Raw genomic sequence first — 17,608 nt, forward strand, 5'->3', positions numbered from 1 at the left:
GGGGCACCCTGCCTGCTACCGTCGAGCAGTATGCACAGTCTGGACAAAGTCGACTTACAGTTGCTCCGCGCTCTGTGCGCCGATCCGCGCAGCACGTTCGTGGCGCTCGCCCAGCAGCTGCGCCTCTCCCGCAACACGGTGCAGGCGCGCATGGCCAGGCTCGAGGAGTCGAACGCGTTCCTCTCCTTCGACCGCCGCATCAACCCGGTCGCGCTGGGCTATCCGCTGACGGCCTTCATCGAGGTGCACGTGCAGCAGAAACGCCTCGCCCAGATCGTGGCCGAGCTCGCCCGCATTCCGGAAATCGTGCAGGCGCACGGCATGAGCGGGGCGACCGACATTCTGGTGCGCGTGGTCTGCGCGGATGCCGACGACCTGTTCCGCATCGACGGCACCATCCTCGCCTGCGAGGGTGTCGATCGCACCGAGACGTCCCTGGCCATGGGCGAGCTGATCCCCTACCGGGTCACCCCACTGCTGGAGCACCCCCGCCCATGACCGCGCTGCCGGTGACGTCCCTGCCGATGTTCCCGCTCGGGTCGGTGCTGTTCCCCTATATGCCGCTGCAGCTGCGGGTGTTCGAGGACCGCTACCTGGTCATGCTGTCGCGCATCCTCAAGGAGGAGCCGGCCGAGTTCGGCGTGGTGCTGATCGAACGCGGCCAGGAGGTCGGCGGCGGCGAGCGGCGGTTCCACTACGGGACCGTGGCCCAGATCACCGAACTCGAGGCCGCCGAGGGATTCGTCGGGGTGACCGCCCAGGGCGAACGCCGGGTCGAGGTCATCGACTGGCTGACCGAGGACCCGCACCCCCAGGCCACGGTGCGCGACCTTGCCGAGCTGGACTGGGACGACGACCTGCTGCCGCTGCGGGAACGGGCCGAGCAGGCCGTACGACGCGCCCTGGCCCTCGCGAGCGAATTCGCCGACCAGCTCTGGCCCTCGACGGTGGAGCTGTCCCGGGATCCGACGGCGGCCGCCTGGCAGATCGCCGGTATCGCCCCGCTGGGCCCGCTGGACCAGATCGAGCTGCTGCGGTCCACCTCGATGGAGCAGCTCCTCACCGCGGTAATCGAGTACACCCAGGAAGCCGTGGACTCCTTGAGCGCGCCCTGGCCCGAAGAATGACCCGAATCTATTTGATAAATTCATTATATAGGTATATAAAGAAGTAATGATGTATCGTGCCACGCGGAGCCTGAGTTGAGCGTCACACGACTCCTGAACCTCATCCGAACCGGTGGCCGCATCGCCGAGGCGGCCCCACCGGCCCCGGCCCTATTCCCCGGCGCCGAGGTCTTCGGCGGCAGCGTGCAGGTGCGCTTCATCAACGCCGGCAGCTGCAACGACTGCGCGATGGAGGTGCAGAGCGCGTTCGGCCCGGTCTACGACGTCGAACGATACGGCATCCGTCTGGTCGCGTCGCCGCGTCACGCCGACCTGCTCGTGATCACGGGCGCCGTGACCCGGAACCTGATCGAGCCGATGCGCCGAACCATTGACGCCACGCCGACCCCCCGCTTCGTGATCGCGGTCGGCGACTGCGCCATCACCGGCGGTGTCTTCGCCGAAGGTTACGGCGTGGCCGGGCCGGTGTCGGACTTCGTGCACGTCGACCTGTCCGTGCCGGGCAACCCGCCCGAGCCGGCCGTCATCGTCGAAGCACTGCGCCGGATGACCGGTCGATGACCGCCCTCGAAGCCGGCATGATCGGCCAAGCCCTGCTGCTCGTGGTCGCCGTCGCCGCGGCGCTGCTCACACCCGCGTCCTGGCGCTCGCGGGTCAGCGGATCCGTCTGCACCCTGCTCGCCGTGGCCGGCGTCGTCACCGGTGCGATCGCGCTCTCCGGCGGCACCGGGTCGCTGAGCATCCCCACCGCCCTGCCGATGGACCCGCTCGTGCTCTCCCCCGACCGCCTCGGCGGACTGGTGATGGTGGTCGTCTCCGTCGTCGGCGTGCTCGCCTCCCTGTTCGGGATCGGCTCGGCCCGCGTGGCCTCGGCCTCGCGCACCTCGTGGCTGTCGATGGCCGTGTTCCTCTCCGGCATGCAGCTGGTGCCGGCCGCAACCGATGTGGTGTCGTTCCTGCTGTTCTGGGAGATCATGACGCTCGGCTCCACGGCGCTGCTGCTGGCCCACCACGCCACCCGCGGCACGGTCGCCTCCGCCCTGGTCTGGTATTCGGCGATGTCGCAGCTGAGCTTCTTCTTCGTGCTGGCCGGCTTCGCCATGCTCGCCGGTCTGGCCGGCGGCACCGGGTTCGCCGACCTCGCCACCATCGATCCCTTCACCTGGCAGGCCAGCGTGGCGTTCCTGCTGCTGCTGCTCGGCTTCGGCGGCAAGGCGGAGCTCGTGCCCCTGCACGTCTGGGTTCCGCGGGTGCTGCCCGAGGCCCCCGGCCACGTCGCCGCCGCGATGAGTGGCGCGATGGTCAACATCGGCGTCTACGGCGCCCTCCTCGTCGTCGTGCGGCTGCTGCCGAACGGCCCGGCCTGGTGGGGAGTGCTGATCATGGTGCTCGGCGGGGTGTCCGCGCTCTACGGGATTCTGCAGGCCTCCGTGGCGAGCAACCTCAAGGTGCTGCTGGCCTACTCCACGACCGAGAACATGGGGCTGGTGTTCCTGGGGCTCGGGGCATCCGTTTTGCTGCGCGCCGACAACGCCGCGGCCGCGGCCGACGCGGCCCTGGTCGCCGCCCTGCTGCTGATGCTCAGCCACGCCGCGTTCAAGTCCACCCTGTTCCTCGGGGCCGGGGCCGTGGCCCGCGCGGCCGGCGAGATGAACCTCGACCGGCTCGGCGGCCTCGGCAGCCGGATGCCCTGGACCGCCGCCGCGTTCGGCGGGGCCGCCATGGGCGCCGCGGCCCTGCCCGTCACGAGCGGGTTCGTCGCCGAGTGGATGCTGCTGCAGGCTCTGATCCACGGTTCTCGGGTCGACGGGGAAGTCGTCTCCGTCGCGGCATCCGTGGCCATGCCACTCGCGGTCGCCGTGATCGCCCTGACCGCCGGGCTGGCCCTGCTCACCTTCGTCAAGGCCTACGGGATCGCCTTCCTGGCCCGCCCGCGCTCCCGGAAGGCCGCACTGGCCGTCGAGGTGCCCGTCATCATGCGCATCCCGCTCGTGCTCGGCGCCCTCCTCGTGGTCGGGCTCGGCCTGATACCCGGCCCGCTCGCCGTGGCCATCGGCTCGGCCGTGGGCCCGGCGTTCACCCCCGACGTGCGCACCATCGGCCTCGCCGGCGTGGACGCCCGCGGCATCGACGCCGTACTCGACCCCACCACCTTCGTCGTGCTGGCCGCCCTGCTGCTCGTGCCCGTGCTGATCACGCTGTTCGTTTCCGCCCGACGACACCCCACCCGCACCTCGCCGCTCCCCTGGGCCGGCGGCGGGTCACGGCTGCGGCCGCGGATGCAGTACACGGCCACCTCGTATGCCGAGCCGCTGGTGCGCGTCTTCGACGACGTGCTCCGGCCCACCCGCGACGTGGAGGTCACCCACGTGGGTGAATCCCGCTACCTGGTGGAACGCGTGCACGTGGAACAGACCGTGTCCGACGTGGTCGAGACCCGGCTCTACCGCCCGCTGCTGAACCTCATGCAACGCTTCGGCATTCTGGCCCGACGAGCGCAGAACGGCAGCATCCATCGCTACCTGTCCTATTCCTTCGTCGCCCTGCTTTGCGTTCTGATCGTGGTGTCCCTGTGACCGGCGCCGCGGCGATCATCATCGCCCTGGTCCAGCTGGCGCTGTTCGTGTTCCTCGCCCCCCTCCTGATCGGCGTGATCCGCCAGGTGCGGGCCCTCCTCGAAGGCCGGGCCGGTTCCGGCATCTGGCAGCCGTGGCGCGATGTGCGCAAGCTCCTGGCGAAGAACCCGGTCCGCGCCGCCGACAGCAGCTGGATGCTCGCGGCCGGTCCGGTCACCCTCCTGGTCTCCAGCCTGCTGCTCTGCGCACTCCTGCCGCTGGTCGGCACCCTGCCGCTGCCGCTCATCCCCAGCGACCTGTTCGTGATCGTCTCCATCATGCTGATCGGCGTGGTGGCTCTGGCCCTGGTCGGCCTCGACGCCGGCACCGCGTTCGGCGGAATGGGTTCCAGCCGTCACATGACCGTCGCCGCTCTGGTCGAGCCGACCCTGCTGCTCGCGGTCTACGCGCTCTCCATCCCGGCCGGCACCTCCACCCTCTCGCTGATCGTGGAGACCCGGCTCCTGAATCCGGCCGTGATCATCTCCCCGGTCAGCCTGCTGGCCATGGTCGCCCTGGCCATCGCCATCATGGCCGAGACCAGCCGTCTGCCGGTCGACAACCCGTCGACCCACCTCGAAGTGACCATGCTGCACGAGGCCATGGTGCTCGAGGCCTCCGGCCGCGATCTGGTCTGGCTCGAACTCGGCTCCTGGCTCAAGCTGGCCGCCCTGCTCGGCCTGCTCAGCAACCTGATCGTGCCGTGGGGAATCATGACCGACTTCTCGGTGCCCGGCGTGATAGTCGGCGTGGGCACCGTCACCGTGAAAATCCTGCTGCTGGGCGTTGTGCTCAGCGTGGGTGAGGTCTTCCTGGCCAAGGCGCGCCTGTTCCGCGTTCCCGAGCTGCTGGCGGGGTCGTTCGCCCTGGGCCTGCTGGCCGTCACCGCTTCCTACCTGGTCGCTTAGGAGCATCCGTGTTCACCACCATTTACCCGCAGCTGATCGGTCTCTGCACCGGCACCCTGCTGCTCACCAGCGCCCTGATGGTCTGGCGGCACTCGCTGCTGGCGTCGATCCGGCTGCTCAGCGTGCAGGGCTTCGCGCTGGCCGCGCTGGTCGCCGTGATCGGCCTGGAGGAGGGCGAGGTCGAGGTGATCCTGGTCTCGTTGCTCGTGCTGCTGGTCAAGGGTATGGGCCTGCCGTGGGTGCTCGCCCGCGAGACCCACGCCACCACGCGAACGGATGAGGCGCCGCGCCTCAACCCGACGGCGGCCCTGCTGACCGTGGCTCTTCTGACCATCCTCAGCTACGTCGTGGCCAGTCGGGTGCTCGCCGGCGACATCAGCATCTCGGCCCACGCGGCTCCGATCGGCCTGGCCATGGTGCTGATCGGTTTCCTGCTGCTGGTCACCCGCCGGCAGGCCGGGTCACAGCTGATCGGCTTCCTCGTGCTCGACAACGGCATCGCCACCGTTGCGTTCCTGACCTCGGGTGGTGTGCCGCTGTTCCTCGAGCTCGGCATCTCCCTCGACGTGCTACTGGTCGTCGTCATCCTCTACGTCTTCGCCGGCCGTATGCGCACCAAGTTCGGCAACACCGAGATCGATCAGCTCAGAAAGTTGCACGACTGATGTCATTCGCCCTCTGGACCCCTCTGGCCATTCCGGCCCTCCTCGCCGTACTGAGCCTCGGCGTGCCCTCCCCCGCGCTGCGCCGGCTCAGCCCCATCGCCTCCAGCGTCGCCGTGCTCATCTCGGGCCTGCTCCTGGTGAGCGTCGTGCTCGCGGACGAAGTTCCCACACTGGGCGGCGGGCTGCTCCGCGCGGACGCGCTGAGCGCCTACATGCTCACCGTGGTCGGCGCCGTCGGGCTCGTCTCCACCTGGGGAGGGCTCGGCCACGCCACGGCCGAGCCCGCGCGGTTCGCCGGCTCCTACGACGCCCTGATCTCGATCTTCCTGGCCGCGATGAGCCTCGCGGTGCTCGCCGACAACATCGGCCTGATGTGGGCCGCCGTCGAGGCCACCACCATCGCCACGGCCTTCCTGGTCGGCCACCACCGCACCCCTCGATCGCTGGAAGCCGCCTGGAAGTACGTCATCCTCGGCTCCGTCGGCGTGGCCATCGCCCTGCTCGGCATCGTGCTCATCTATGCCGCCTCGCGCGGCACGGGCGAGGCAACCCTGTCCTGGCTCGTGCTCAGCCAGGCCGGCCTGCCACTCGACCCCGCGCTGATCCGCGCCGGCGGCGCCCTCGCCGTGCTCGGCTTCGCCACCAAGGCCGGGCTCGCCCCCATGCATAGCTGGCTGCCCGACGCGCACAGCCAGGCGCCGGCACCCGTCTCCGGGCTCATGTCCGGCGTCCTGCTCGCGGTCGCCCTCTACGCGATCCTGCGCATCCAGACCATCACCGACGCCGTGATCGGGCCGGACTTCCTGCGCATCATGCTCAGCGTCGGCGGGTTGCTCTCCCTCTTCGTAGCGGCGGCACTCCTGATCCGCCAGCGCGACTTCAAACGGATGCTGGCCTACTCCAGCATCGAGCACATGGGAATGATGGCCATCGGCGCGGCCATCGGCGCGGCGGCCCTGCCGGCCGTGCTGCTGTACGTGCTCGGCCACGGGCTGACCAAGGCCACCCTGTTCGTGATCTCGGGCCGCATCCTCGAGGTCGAGGGCACCCCGAAGATCGACGACGTGCGCGCCCTGCTCGTGCGGCGGCCGGGGCTGGCCGTGCCCTGGCTGATCGCTATGGCCGCTCTGATCGGGTTCCCCCCGTTCAGCATCTTCTTTTCCGAGGTCGGCATCATCGTGGCCGGCTTTTCCACCGGCCTGGGCGTGGTGGTCGGCATCGCCCTGGTACTGCTGCTCGTCATCTTCGCCAGCCTCACCCGGTTGACGGTGGCCATGACGATCGGGGCGCCTGCGGCCACGGCCGTCCCGGCCGTCCCGGCTGTCCCGGCTGCGGCCGTCCCGGCTGCGGGGGCCGCGGCATCCGTCACCGGAGCCGTCCCGGTCTCCATTCCGAGCGCATCCGTCACCCTGGCGGACGCCGCGCCGCACCCGGACGACCCCCTCGTGCCGGACCGATCGGGGCACGGGCCGATGCTGCCGCTGATCCTCGCCCTGGGCACCACCGCGGTGGTGGCCTTCATAGCGGACCCGGTCGGCACACTCCTGACGCGTGCAGCCGAGGTTCTGGGAGGAATCCAATGACGACCCCGAATCCGGTTCGAGCCGCAACCCCGGAGGTGCGCACGCTCACCCGCGACGAACTCCGGGGCGAAGCCGCCGCCTTGCTGACCGATGGAAACCGGCTCGCGCTGGTCGCATGCCACGACGACGGCGACCGGCTGCGCGTGGTCTACTCCTTCGTCGCCGTCTTCCCCCGGCGCCAGATCGACCTCATCGTGCCCGTCCCCTATGACGACGCCTGGATTCCGAGTCTGGCCGACCTCTCGTTCCCGGCCGGCAACTTCGAGCGCGGCACCCGCGACCTGTTCGGCGTGCGGCCGGCGAACCACCCTCAACCCCACCGGTTGGTGCGCCACGGCCACTGGCCCCGCGGCTGGTACCCGATGCGGAAGGACGCCACGGCCACCCCCGAATTCGAACCCGACGTCGAGTCGTTCCCGTTCGTGGAGGTCGAGGGCCCCGGGGTCTACGAGATCGCCGTAGGCCCCATCCACGCCGGAATCATCGACCCCGGCCACTTCCGTTTCTCCGTGGTCGGCGAGACCATCGTGCGGATGGAAGCCCGCCAGTGGTACATGCACCGCGGCGTCGAGCGGCTCTTCGAGGGTCGTCTGCCTGCGGATGGCATCGAGATGGCCGAGCAGATCGCCGGCGACACCGTCATCGGCCACACGCTGGCCTACACGATGGCGATCGAGGCGGCCTCCGGCATCGAGATCTCCGAGCCCGACCGCCTGCTGCGCGCCCTGCTGCTCGAACTCGAACGCCTCTACAACCACGTCTCCGACCTCGGTTCGCTGGCCAACGACGTGGGGTTCGGCGTCGTGAACTCGCACACTCAGCGGCTCCGCGAAACACTACTGCGTATCAACAAGACCGTCACCGGCCACCGCTTCCTGCGCGGGGCGCTGTCCGTGGGCGGGGTACGGGTTCTCGCTCTGCCGGATTCCGCCGCCCTCCGCGGCGTCGCAGCCGACGTTCAGGAGATCATCGCGATCACCCTCGGGCACGCGATCGTGCGGGACCGGTTCACTGGCACGGCCCCGCTGCCCACCAGCCAGGCCGAGGCCATGGGCACGCTGGGCTATGTGGCGCGGGCATCCGGCGTCGACGCCGACGCCCGCCGCGACCATCCCTTCGTCGATCTGGGTGAGCACTTCCATGTGGTCACCGACACCGGCGGCGACGTGCTCAGCCGCTACCGGGTGCGCGCGGGCGAGTTCGAGGTGTCCATTGCGGTGGCGATCGACCTCATCGCCCGACTGGGCGCACACCGTGGCGGTGCGGCCGCGGCGTCGTCTCCGGCGGTGACGACGACGGATGCGGCGACGACGGATGCGGCGAGCGGCCTTGCCCTCGTCGAGGGCTGGCGCGGAACCATCTGCCACCGGGTCGAACTGGGGCCAGACGGCACCGTCACGCGGCTGAAGGTCGTCGACCCGTCCTACTTCAATTGGCCCGCGCTGCCGGTGGCCCTGTCCGAGACGATCGTGCCGGACTTCCCCCTCGTGAACAAGAGCTTCAACCAGTCCTACGCCGGCAACGACCTCTAGCGGCGCGTACGCTAGCGCCCGGTGTCGTCGGGGCCGGAGCAGGGCCCAGGGCTCGGACTACGGCGAGCCCTGCTCGATGGTGCGGAGCAGGGCGTGGGAGTCCTCAAGGCTGGTGACGAGCATCCGTTTGGAGATGGCCAGGAGCTCGGCGACACCCGGGTCCCGCAGTCCATAGAAGATGGTGTTGCCCTCTCGTCGGGTGGCGACTACGCCGGCGCGGCGCAGGACCCCCAGCTGCTGGGACAGGTTCGACAGTTCGGCGCCGAGCACCTCGGCGAGGCTGCCGACCGAGCGTTCCCCGCCGACCAGCTGTTCCAGAACCTGCACCCGCAACGGATGCCCGAGAGCTTTGAAGAGGTCAGACTTCAATTGGGCCATGGGTAGTCCGGTCGCTGACACAGTTTGATCATATCGCTAACTTGTAATACTTTCAAATAGATGCGTTTCTGTGGCAAACGGGTCTGACCGACACGCCACACCACACCACACCACACCACCGTGCACGGTGCCGGAGACAGCTGCGCGGCGGGCTAGGAGTCACCGCGGAGGAACCGGAGTCGCGCGAGGCCCGCCCGGAGGACTCCGTCGGCTACGTATCGTCGGAGGAATTCACGAAACGCCGCATCCGGTGGCCGTTCGAACGGCGTTTCACGGGATTCTGCGCAGTCAGCGACGGGGGCGGATGCCGCAGCGACTCTCGAGATTGGCGCACCGGGTCTCGACCGGCTCGACCACCGAACGCTCGACCACCGAACGCTCGACCGCCGGCACCGCGGGTTGCAAAAAGCCCGCCCTGCCGGAGCAGGACGGGCTTTCCGTCTAGCCGACTAACCTGGCGAGAGGTTGTCGGTAGACCCAGCGGACTACGCCTCGGTCGGAACCGGTGCGTCCTCGGTGCCGGCCTCAGCCGACTCGTCGAGGACCGGGGCGAGCGAGAGCTTGCCACGGTCGTCAATCTTGGTGATCTCCACGAGGACCTTCTGGCCCACGCCGAGCACGTCTTCGACGTTCTCAACCCGCTTGCCACCGGCGAGCTTGCGCACCTCACTGATGTGCAGCAGGCCGTCCTTGCCGGGGAGCAGGGAGACGAATGCGCCGAACGCGGCGATCTTGACGACGGTTCCGAGGAACTGCTCGCCGATCTCCGGGTTGGTCGGGTTCGCGACGGCGTTGACCATGGCGCGAGCGGCCTCGGCCGACGGTCCGTCAACGGCGCCGATGTACACCGTGCCGTCTTCCTCGATGGAAATGTCGGCACCGGTCTGGTCCTGGATCGAGTTGATCATCTTGCCCTTCGGGCCGATCAGCTCGCCGATCTTGTCGACCGGGATCTGGACGCTGATCACGCGGGGCGCGGTCGGTGCCATCTCGTCGGGACGGTCGATGGCGGCGTTCAGTACGGCCAGGATGGTCGCGCGAGCGTCCTTGGCCTGGGTGAGCGCGCCGGCGAGAACGGATGCCGGGATGCCGTCGAGCTTCGTGTCGAGCTGGATCGCGGTGACGAACTCGCTCGTGCCGGCGACCTTGAAGTCCATGTCACCGAGGGCATCTTCGGCGCCGAGGATGTCGGTGAGAGCCGCGTAGCGGGTCTTGCCGTCAACGGTGTCGGAGATGAGGCCCATGGCGATGCCGGCGACGGGTGCGCGCAGCGGCACACCGGCGTTGAGCAGTGACAGGGTCGAGGCACAGACGGAACCCATCGAGGTGGATCCGTTGGAGCTGAGCGCCTCGGAGACCTGACGGATGGCGTAGGGGAATTCCTCGCGCGTCGGCAGCACGGGGACCAGGGCACGCTCAGCGAGCGCTCCGTGGCCGATCTCGCGGCGCTTCGGCGTTCCGACGCGGCCGGTTTCGCCGGTCGAGTAGGGCGGGAAGTTGTAGTTGTGCATGTAGCGCTTCTTGGTGACCGGGCTCAAGGAGTCGATCGTCTGCTCGAGCTTGAGCATGTTCAGCGTGGTGACACCCAGGATCTGGGTCTCGCCTCGCTGGAAGATCGCGGAACCGTGCACGCGCGGGATGATGGCAACCTCGGCGTCGAGCGGGCGGATGTCCGCGAGCCCACGGCCGTCGATGCGGATGCCCTCGTTGAGAACGCGTGAGCGCACGACGAGCTTGGTGACCGACTTGTACGCGGCGGAAACCTGGTTGTTCGCGCTGGCGTCGAGTTCGCCGGCGGCGACCTTGGCCGCGATGGCCTCCTTGACGGATGCTTTGAGCGCGTCATCCGCATTCTGGCGCTCGATCTTGTCGGCGATCTGGTAGACGGCCTTCAACTGGTCGTACGCGAGAGCGGCGACGGCGTCGTAGGTGGCCGGCTGGTAGGACGGGAACACCGGGTAGGCGCCGGTCGGCTTGGCGGCCGAGGCGGCAACCTTCTGCTGTGCCTCGATGAGCTGCTTGATGAAGGGCTTCGAGGCTTCGATGCCCTCGGCGATGACCTCTTCGTTCGGCTTGATGGCGCCGCCCGTGATGAGGTCCCAGGCGTTGTCGGTGGCTTCGGCCTCGATCATCATGATCGCGACGTCCTGCGCGCCGTTGGCGTCGGTCACCACGCGACCGGCGACGACCATGCTGAACACGGCGTCGACGATCTGCGAGTGCTTCGGGAAGGCAACCCACTGGCCGGAGCCGTTCTCGTCGGGGATGAGGGCGACGCGAACGCCACCGATCGGGCCCGAGAAGGGGAGGCCGGCGAGCTGGGTCGACATCGAGGCCGCGTTGATCGCGAGCACGTCGTAGTACTCATCCGGCGCGATGGCCAGAACGGTGACGACAACCTGGATCTCGTTGCGGAGTCCGTCGACGAAGGACGGGCGCAGCGGCCGGTCGATCAGACGGCAGGTGAGGATGGCCTCGGTCGACGGGCGACCTTCGCGACGGAAGAAGCTGCCCGGGATGCGTCCGGCGGCGTACATGCGCTCTTCGACGTCAATGGTGAGGGGGAAGAAGTCGAAGTTCTCCTTCGGCTGCTTGCTGGCGCTCGTGGCGGAGAGAAGCATGGTCTCTTCGTCGATGTAGGCGGCAGCAGAGCCCTGCGCCTGCTGGGCGAGACGCCCGGTTTCGAAACGGATGGTGCGTGTGCCGTACTTACCGTTATCGATGACGGTTTCGGCGAACGTGATTTCTGGACCCTCCATATGGGGGTTCTCTCCTTTGGTTTTTGCTTCTCGCCATTCTGGCGATGAAGACTCGGTTGCCCGTATGGCGCGCGAGCTGGACGCGGAGAAGAAGGGCGCGAGAGCTGGCCACCAGTAGAAATTCACCAACTGCGGATGTTGCCGGCAAGTTGGGAAACCACCACCGAGGACCAGCGCGCTGCCGGTCTGCTCCGTACTGAGCGTGATTCTGCGTGGCCAGTCCGAAGATGAGCCTCCTCAAGCCTAACAGAAGACGTTCAGCCTGCTGGTTTCCCGCGCCCGGCCGCGGCCCGGCCCGGCAGCACGGCGTCGAACACCGGGCCATCGACGCACACCAGCGGGCCCTCGACGGCGGGATCCGTGGCGACGGGCGCGGCGCATCCGTGGCAGTAGCCGAGGCCGCAGGCCATGTGAGCCTCCAGCGAGACCTGCACCGGCGCGCCCCACTCGGCGCCGAGATCGGCGGCGAGGCGGGCGAGAACGCCGGCGCCGCAGACGAGGATGACGTCGGGCGGGGCCCAGTCGAAAAACCCACGCAGCCGTTCGCCAAGCGCCGGCAGCGCGCTCGAGCCGTCGTCGTCGGTGACGGGGATGACCGTGGCGCCCAGCTCGGCGCAGTCGGCCAGGCCGATCAGGTTCGCCGGCGACCTCCCGCTGAGCACGACGGTGGCGGCGATGCCGAGCCGGGCGGCGTCTTCGACCGAGCCCATGATGGCGCAGACGCCGACACCGCGGCCGATCATCAGGGCCGTGCGGGGCGCCTCTGGACGAGTCTTCGTCGGGAGGGCGGCATCCGGGAACTCGAAGCCGCGGCCCAGCGGGCCGGTGACCAGGAGGCTCTGGCCCACGAGTACGTCGGTGAGCGCGGTGGTGCCGCGGCCGGCTGAGCCGTAGATGACCTCCACGGTGCCCTCGTCGGGGTGGCGGCGGTGGATGGCCATCGGGCGTGGGAGCAGGATGCGCTCCCCGCCGGTGGGGGGCACGGTGATCATCAGGAACTGTCCGGCAAGGGCGGTCGTCGCAATGGTGTCGGTGGCCAGCACGAGCCGGCGGTACCGCTCTCCCACGACCTCGTGCACGAGAACGCGGGCGTCGTCCCAGACCGGGTCGGGCCGAGGCATCCGTTCGGGCGGGCGCACCGCGATGAGGCCGTCCAGCGCGGCCTCGTCGGCCGCGGCGAACTCCTGCTGGCGGCGCAGGGCGGCGAGGGCGGCGAGGGCGGTCGTGACGGTCATCGGGCGCTCCACAATTCGATCAGTTCGGTGACGTCGGCCGCGGCGACGCCCTCGCATCGCTCCTGCAGGGCGCGAACGATTTCGACCATGGCGAACGGGCGTCCGAAGCTGGCCGTGCCGACCTGCACGGCCCGGGCGCCGACCGAGAAGTAGTCGAGGGCGTCGTCCGCGGTTTCGATCCCGCCGCAGGCGACCACCGGGATGTCGACCGCTCGGGAGGCCAGCCAGACCAAGCGCAGCACGATCGGGCGAATATTCGGGCCGGACAGACCGCCGATCACGTTGCCGAGAATGGGGCTTCGCGTAGCGGCCGTGAGCGGCAGCGCCGGGATCGAGTTGGCCACGCAGACGGCATCGGCGCCGGCCGCCTCAGCGGCCTGGGCACAGTCCGCGATCGAGGAGACGAGCACCGGCAGCTTGACGATCAGGGGCTTGTCGGTCTCCAGGCGCACAGCATGCACGACCTTCCCGATGGCGTCCGGATCGGAGCCGATGTCGGTGCCGTGGCGGTCGAGGTTCGGACAGGAAACGTTGAGCTCGTAGGCGTCGCCCGCGCCCCGCAGGCCCTGCACGACGGGGGCGTACTCGCTCGAACGGTGGCCGCCGACGCTGACGATCACGGGCACGCCGAGCGCCAGGTAGAGCGGATGTTGCGACGCCAGGTAGCCGGCGGCCCCGCGGCTCGGGATGCCGACGCTGTTGACCATCCCGGCCCGGAGCTCGGTCACCCGGTGCGCCGCGTTGCCGCCGCGCGGGGTGCCGAACACGGTCTTGGTGACCACGGCGCCAAGCTCGGCGACCGGGATCAAGCGTCCGAGCGAGGGCCCGAAGCAGCCCGAGGCCGGCATGACCGGGTTGGCGAGGGTGAGGCTTCCGATTCGCACCGAGAGGTCGACCGCCACGGACGCGGCGGGACGGGCGTCGAAGAAGGCGCGGCGGGCATCCATTGAGTGCTGAGGCGGCGCGATGGTCATGGTGTCTGCTTCCCGGGGAGAGGTCACGGGCGGGCGACGGATGCCGCGAGCCGACCTATCGCGGCGTCGGCCTTCAGCGAGGCGTGCGTGGGTGCGTCGGGAACGTGGGCGGGCCGGTTCACGGCCAGCTCCGTGCGGAGCACGGGCACCACCTCGCCGCCGAGGATTTCGAGCTGATCGAGCACGGTTTTCAACGGCAGTCCGGCGTGGTCGATCAGGAAGAGCTGACGCTGATAGTCGCCGAAGTAGTCGCGCATGCCGGCGTAGCGGTCGATGATCTGCTGCGGGCTGCCGACGGTCAGCGGCGTCTGCTCGGTGAACTCCTCAAGGCTCGGGCCGTGGCCGTAGACCGGGGCGTTGTCGAAGTAGGGCCGGAATTCGTCGACGGCGTCCTGCGAGTTCGTGCGCATGAAGACCTGCCCGCCGAGGCCCACGATGGCCTGGTCGGCTCGACCGTGGCCGTAGTGCTCGAACCGGGCCCGGTAGAGCCCGATCAGCTTGAGGTAGTGCTCCCTGGGCCAAAAGATGTTGTTGGCGAAGAAGCCGTCACCGTAGAACGCGGCCTGCTCGGCGATCTCCGGGCTGCGGATGCTGGCGTGCCAGACGAACGGCGGCACCTCGTCGAGCGGGCGCGGCGTCGACTGGAACCCCTGCAGCGGGGTGCGGAACTGGCCCTCCCAGTCCACGACGTCCTCGCGCCACAACCGGCGCAGCAACGCGTAGTTCTCCAGCGCCAGCGGGATGCCCTGGCGCACGTCCTGGCCGAACCACGGGTAGACCGGGCCGGTGTTGCCGCGACCGAGCATCAGGTCGACCCGCCCGCCGGAGAGGTGCTGGAGCATGGCGAAGTCTTCGGCGATCTTGACCGGGTCGTTCGTCGTGATCAATGTCGTGGCCGTGGAGAGGGTGATGCGCTCGGTCTTCGCGGCGATGTAGCCGAGCAGCGTCGTCGGCGACGAGGGCACGAAGGGCGGGTTGTGGTGCTCGCCGGCGGCGAAGACGTCGAGGCCGACCTCTTCGGCCTTCTCGGCGATGGCGACCATGGCCGTGATCCGCTCGTGCTCGGTGGGGGTGTGGCCCGTCGTGGGGTTGACCGTCAGGTCACCGACGGTGAAGATCCCGAATTGCATGTGCAGCCTCCCACTCGCGCGGCGCGTAGCGCGCAGCGCGCATGGACGATTCTATTCGCTGGCGGCAGCGGCCAATCGGCCGAGCGAGCGCTGGATGGCAACAGCCGCGGCCCCGCGGGCCCAGGAGGAAACCCCGCTGTCGTCGACGACGATTGTCAGCGGTGTCGCATCCGGGTCGCGGTCGGCTCGGGCAGCGGCGATGACCTCCTCGGATGCCAGCGCCCACAGTGCGATCCCCTCCCCGGAGAGCACGATCGTGTCGAGCATCCCGATATTGGCGATCACCGCGATCAACCGGCCCAGTCCGCGACCGGTGGTGGTGACGACGGATGCCGCAGCCCGGTTCCCCTCCACCGCGAGCCGGAGCACCTCGTCGTAGTCGACCTCGCGGCCGAGGGCCACGCTGACCTGGGCAGAAACGCTCTGGCTCGTGAGCATTGCCTGCGAGCAGCCGCGGTGTCCTTCCGGGCAGAGCGGCCCGTTCGGGTCGAGCGGGATGTGCCCACCGAGGCCCAGGCCGCTGTCGGCCGTCACGATCACCTGGTCGTTGACGACCAGTCCGTAGCCGACGCCGACGCCGATGGTCAGAACCGCGAAGGTCGGGGCACCCCGGACCGCTCCGAACCACTGCTCGGCTGAGGTGAGCGCGACGACATCGTTCTCGATCGTGACCGGAATTCCGAGCAGTCGCTCGAGCCGCGTGGCCAGGTCCACGTCGTGCCAGCCCAGGAACGGCGCCCGGGTCACGACCCGGGCGTCGGTGACATGCCCACCCACGCAGACGCCGAGCGCCGACAGCCCGTCCGGGCCGCCGAGCTCGCGCACGACCTCGTCGATCCGGGCCACAACGTGCCCGACAGTGTGATCGGCGAGCTCCCGCCGGGCCGAACCCACCTCGTTGGCTCGCAGGTCGGTGAGCACGGCGAAGACGTCGTCGCCGGTGAGTTTCACGCCGACGAACCGACTGGCATCCACCCGGACGTCCAAGGGCCGGGCCGGGCGCCCGACGGTCCCGTCGCGGTCTTCGCTGCCCTCGACGAACAGGCCACAATCGAGGAACGGTTTGCTCAACCGCGTCAGGCTGGCCGGTGACAGTCCCAGGCGACGGCCGAGGTCGCTGCGGGAGATCGGGCCGTGGATGAGCACGGCTCGCGCGAGTTCCCGGGAGGTCTCGCTCACTGTCGACGCCGCATCCGTGGTCACATCTGCCCCCTGAGGTGCCATTTATTCCATAGTGGCATGAATGCTCTGGCCCTGGCGAACTCTTCACCCCACGACAGCGGTAGATTCCCTGAGTTGACGTCCTATTCTTTTTGCCGTAGAAAGATTTATGCAGCGACATGACGGCCTAAGGAGTCCCGCAATGACGGATACGACGACGTACCAGACACCCGCCCGGCGACGCCACCGGTCGAGGAGGGTGCGGACGCTCCGGCGATCCGCGGCACTTCTCCTGGCCGGTACGCTCGGGCTCGGCGCCCTCAGCGGCTGCGCCCCGGATCAGAGCGACGTCGTCACCCTCGATTTCTTCCAGTTCAAGTCCGAGGCCATCGCGGACTTCGACGGCATCATCGCCGATTTCGAGGCCGAGAATCCCGGCATCCGGGTGACCCAGAACGCCGTCCCCGATGCGGACACCGCCATCCGCACCCTGTTGGTCAAGAACAAGGTGCCCGATGTGATCAGTCTGAACGGATCGGGGAACTTCGGCCAGCTGGCGCGGGCCGGTGTCTTCCACGACTTCAGCGGCGACCCCGTTCTCGACCGGATCAACCCGGCCGTTCAGGACATCGTCGGCGCCCTCGGCTCCTACGAGAACGAGGTGAATGCCCTCGGCTTCGCGAACAACGGCAACGGCGTGCTCTACAACCGTGACATCTTCGCCGCGCAGGGCATCGAGATTCCCACCACCTGGGACGAGCTGGTCGCCGCCTGCGAGACGCTCCAGGCGGCCGGTATCGCCCCGTTCTTCGGCACCGCGGCCGACGCATGGACGGTGCAATCCTCCCTGAACGGTATCGGCGCCCAACTCGGCGGCGACGATTTCTTCTCCGATCTCCGCGCGGAGGGTGAGGAGGTGGGTCCCGACTCGGCCGTCTCGTTCGCGAAGAACTACGACGAGACGTTCGAGAAGCTGCAGACGCTGTATTCCTACGCGCAGGACGGCTACCTCGGCCGCACGTACGAAGACGGCAACCTGGCTTTCGCGAACGGCGAATCGGCCATGCTGATGCAGGGGATCTGGGCCCTCAGCCCGATCCTGGCCAACAACCCCGACATCAGCGTCGGCGGTTTCCCCTACCCGGTGACGGATGACCCGGCCGACATCGAGCTTGTCTCCGGTGTCGACGTGGCCATTGCCATCGGCCGCGACACACCGCGCCTTGCCGAAGCCCGACTTTTCGTGGACTTCCTCTTTCAGGAGGAGGTGCTCAACTCCTTCGCAGCCTCACAGAACATGTTCTCGACGGCCCGGGACGCGGCCGAGAACACCAACCCGGCCCTGGCGGAACTGCAACCGTACTTCCAGGCCGGCCGGATCACCGGTTTCGTCGATCACCAGATCCCGGCGAGCATCCCGCTCGGGCCCATCGTTCAGCAGTTCCTGACCGACGAGAACAGCGCGAAAGCGCTGGCCACCCTCGACAACGAATGGCGCAAGGTCGCGTCACGCACCACCTCGACACGAAGCGGAGACTAAC

15 protein-coding genes are annotated in these 17,608 nt (G+C 68.8%); 9 read left to right on the forward strand and 6 right to left on the reverse strand.

All coding sequences use genetic code 11. From position 1 onward, the window contains the following. Nucleotides 1-30 precede the first annotated feature (30 nt). From E3O18_RS15530 to E3O18_RS15565, 8 genes are all read left to right on the forward strand, one after another. Nucleotides 31-498 (forward strand): Lrp/AsnC family transcriptional regulator, encoded by a 468-nt coding sequence (locus E3O18_RS15530; protein ID WP_134394683.1) that lies wholly within the window; start codon nt 31-33, stop codon nt 496-498. Continuing rightward, entirely contained in the window at nt 495-1,127 is a 633-nt protein-coding gene (locus E3O18_RS15535) for an LON peptidase substrate-binding domain-containing protein (RefSeq protein ID WP_241973285.1), read from the forward strand. The genes E3O18_RS15530 and E3O18_RS15535 overlap by 4 nt, the downstream gene beginning before the upstream one ends. 75 nt (nt 1,128-1,202) lie before the next feature. Further along, nucleotides 1,203-1,688, forward strand: a complete 486-nt coding sequence (locus E3O18_RS15540) for an oxidoreductase (protein ID WP_134394685.1) — start codon at nt 1,203-1,205, stop codon at nt 1,686-1,688. Further along, nucleotides 1,685-3,703 (forward strand): proton-conducting transporter membrane subunit, encoded by a 2,019-nt coding sequence (locus E3O18_RS15545; RefSeq protein ID WP_134418464.1) that lies wholly within the window; start codon nt 1,685-1,687, stop codon nt 3,701-3,703. Before E3O18_RS15540 ends, E3O18_RS15545 begins: the two co-directional genes overlap by 4 nt. Further along, the gene (locus E3O18_RS15550; protein ID WP_134394688.1) at nt 3,700-4,650 is read left to right on the forward strand and encodes an NADH-quinone oxidoreductase subunit H; all 951 of its coding nucleotides are present in this window, start codon (nt 3,700-3,702) and stop codon (nt 4,648-4,650) included. Before E3O18_RS15545 ends, E3O18_RS15550 begins: the two co-directional genes overlap by 4 nt. Nucleotides 4,651-4,658: 8 nt before the next feature. After that, a complete protein-coding gene (locus tag E3O18_RS15555) occupies nt 4,659-5,315 on the forward strand; it encodes a hypothetical protein (RefSeq protein ID WP_104101117.1) in 657 nt (218 codons plus the stop codon). Next, complete coding sequence (locus E3O18_RS15560) at nt 5,315-6,898, forward strand: proton-conducting transporter membrane subunit (protein ID WP_134394690.1); 1,584 nt, start codon at nt 5,315-5,317, stop codon at nt 6,896-6,898. Before E3O18_RS15555 ends, E3O18_RS15560 begins: the two co-directional genes overlap by 1 nt. After that, a complete protein-coding gene (locus E3O18_RS15565; protein WP_134394692.1) occupies nt 6,895-8,430 on the forward strand; it encodes an NADH-quinone oxidoreductase subunit C in 1,536 nt (511 codons plus the stop codon). The genes E3O18_RS15560 and E3O18_RS15565 overlap by 4 nt, the downstream gene beginning before the upstream one ends. 57 nt (nt 8,431-8,487) lie before the next feature. Here E3O18_RS15565 and E3O18_RS15570 read toward each other — a convergent pair whose 3' ends face one another. The 6 genes from E3O18_RS15570 to E3O18_RS15595 form a co-directional block, all read right to left on the reverse strand. Then, on the reverse strand, nt 8,488-8,808 hold the full coding sequence (locus E3O18_RS15570) for a metalloregulator ArsR/SmtB family transcription factor (RefSeq protein ID WP_134394779.1): 321 nt from the start codon (nt 8,806-8,808) through the stop codon (nt 8,488-8,490). A gap of 485 nt (nt 8,809-9,293) precedes the next feature. After that, the gene (locus tag E3O18_RS15575; RefSeq protein ID WP_134394694.1) at nt 9,294-11,567 is read right to left on the reverse strand and encodes a polyribonucleotide nucleotidyltransferase; all 2,274 of its coding nucleotides are present in this window, start codon (nt 11,565-11,567) and stop codon (nt 9,294-9,296) included. A gap of 257 nt (nt 11,568-11,824) precedes the next feature. Continuing rightward, nucleotides 11,825-12,802, reverse strand: a complete 978-nt coding sequence (locus tag E3O18_RS15580; protein WP_241976652.1) for a dihydroorotate oxidase electron transfer subunit — start codon at nt 12,800-12,802, stop codon at nt 11,825-11,827. Continuing rightward, nucleotides 12,799-13,776 (reverse strand): dihydroorotate dehydrogenase, encoded by a 978-nt coding sequence (locus tag E3O18_RS15585; RefSeq protein WP_134418465.1) that lies wholly within the window; start codon nt 13,774-13,776, stop codon nt 12,799-12,801. The genes E3O18_RS15580 and E3O18_RS15585 overlap by 4 nt, the downstream gene beginning before the upstream one ends. Before the next feature lie 23 nt (nt 13,777-13,799). Next, on the reverse strand, nt 13,800-14,906 hold the full coding sequence (locus tag E3O18_RS15590) for an LLM class flavin-dependent oxidoreductase (RefSeq protein WP_134418466.1): 1,107 nt from the start codon (nt 14,904-14,906) through the stop codon (nt 13,800-13,802). A gap of 51 nt (nt 14,907-14,957) precedes the next feature. Beyond that, nucleotides 14,958-16,130, reverse strand: a complete 1,173-nt coding sequence (locus E3O18_RS15595; protein WP_134418467.1) for an ROK family protein — start codon at nt 16,128-16,130, stop codon at nt 14,958-14,960. 139 nt (nt 16,131-16,269) lie between these two features. On the opposite strand from E3O18_RS15595, the gene E3O18_RS15600 reads away from it, so the two are divergent. Further along, on the forward strand, nt 16,270-17,607 hold the full coding sequence (locus tag E3O18_RS15600) for an extracellular solute-binding protein (RefSeq protein WP_134394699.1): 1,338 nt from the start codon (nt 16,270-16,272) through the stop codon (nt 17,605-17,607). The last annotated feature ends 1 nt before the right edge of the window (nt 17,608 follow it).

The organism is Cryobacterium sp. TMT2-42-4 (assembly GCF_004402645.1).
GTDB lineage: Bacteria > Actinomycetota > Actinomycetes > Actinomycetales > Microbacteriaceae > Cryobacterium > Cryobacterium sandaracinum.

Excerpts from the sequence above, each read along its gene's own strand:
- E3O18_RS15530 (WP_134394683.1), top strand. The coding sequence starts at position 31 with ATGCACAGTCTGGACAAAGTCGACTTACAGTTGCTCCGCGCTCTGTGC.
- E3O18_RS15535 (WP_241973285.1), top strand. The coding sequence starts at position 495 with ATGACCGCGCTGCCGGTGACGTCCCTGCCGATGTTCCCGCTCGGGTCG.
- E3O18_RS15545 (WP_134418464.1), top strand. The coding sequence starts at position 1,685 with ATGACCGCCCTCGAAGCCGGCATGATCGGCCAAGCCCTGCTGCTCGTG.
- E3O18_RS15560 (WP_134394690.1), top strand. The coding sequence starts at position 5,315 with ATGTCATTCGCCCTCTGGACCCCTCTGGCCATTCCGGCCCTCCTCGCC.
- E3O18_RS15565 (WP_134394692.1), top strand. The coding sequence starts at position 6,895 with ATGACGACCCCGAATCCGGTTCGAGCCGCAACCCCGGAGGTGCGCACG.
- E3O18_RS15570 (WP_134394779.1), bottom strand. The coding sequence starts at position 8,808 with ATGGCCCAATTGAAGTCTGACCTCTTCAAAGCTCTCGGGCATCCGTTG.
- E3O18_RS15575 (WP_134394694.1), bottom strand. The coding sequence starts at position 11,567 with ATGGAGGGTCCAGAAATCACGTTCGCCGAAACCGTCATCGATAACGGT.
- E3O18_RS15580 (WP_241976652.1), bottom strand. The coding sequence starts at position 12,802 with ATGACCGTCACGACCGCCCTCGCCGCCCTCGCCGCCCTGCGCCGCCAG.
- E3O18_RS15585 (WP_134418465.1), bottom strand. The coding sequence starts at position 13,776 with ATGACCATCGCGCCGCCTCAGCACTCAATGGATGCCCGCCGCGCCTTC.
- E3O18_RS15590 (WP_134418466.1), bottom strand. The coding sequence starts at position 14,906 with ATGCAATTCGGGATCTTCACCGTCGGTGACCTGACGGTCAACCCCACG.
- E3O18_RS15595 (WP_134418467.1), bottom strand. The coding sequence starts at position 16,130 with ATGGCACCTCAGGGGGCAGATGTGACCACGGATGCGGCGTCGACAGTG.
- E3O18_RS15600 (WP_134394699.1), top strand. The coding sequence starts at position 16,270 with ATGACGGATACGACGACGTACCAGACACCCGCCCGGCGACGCCACCGG.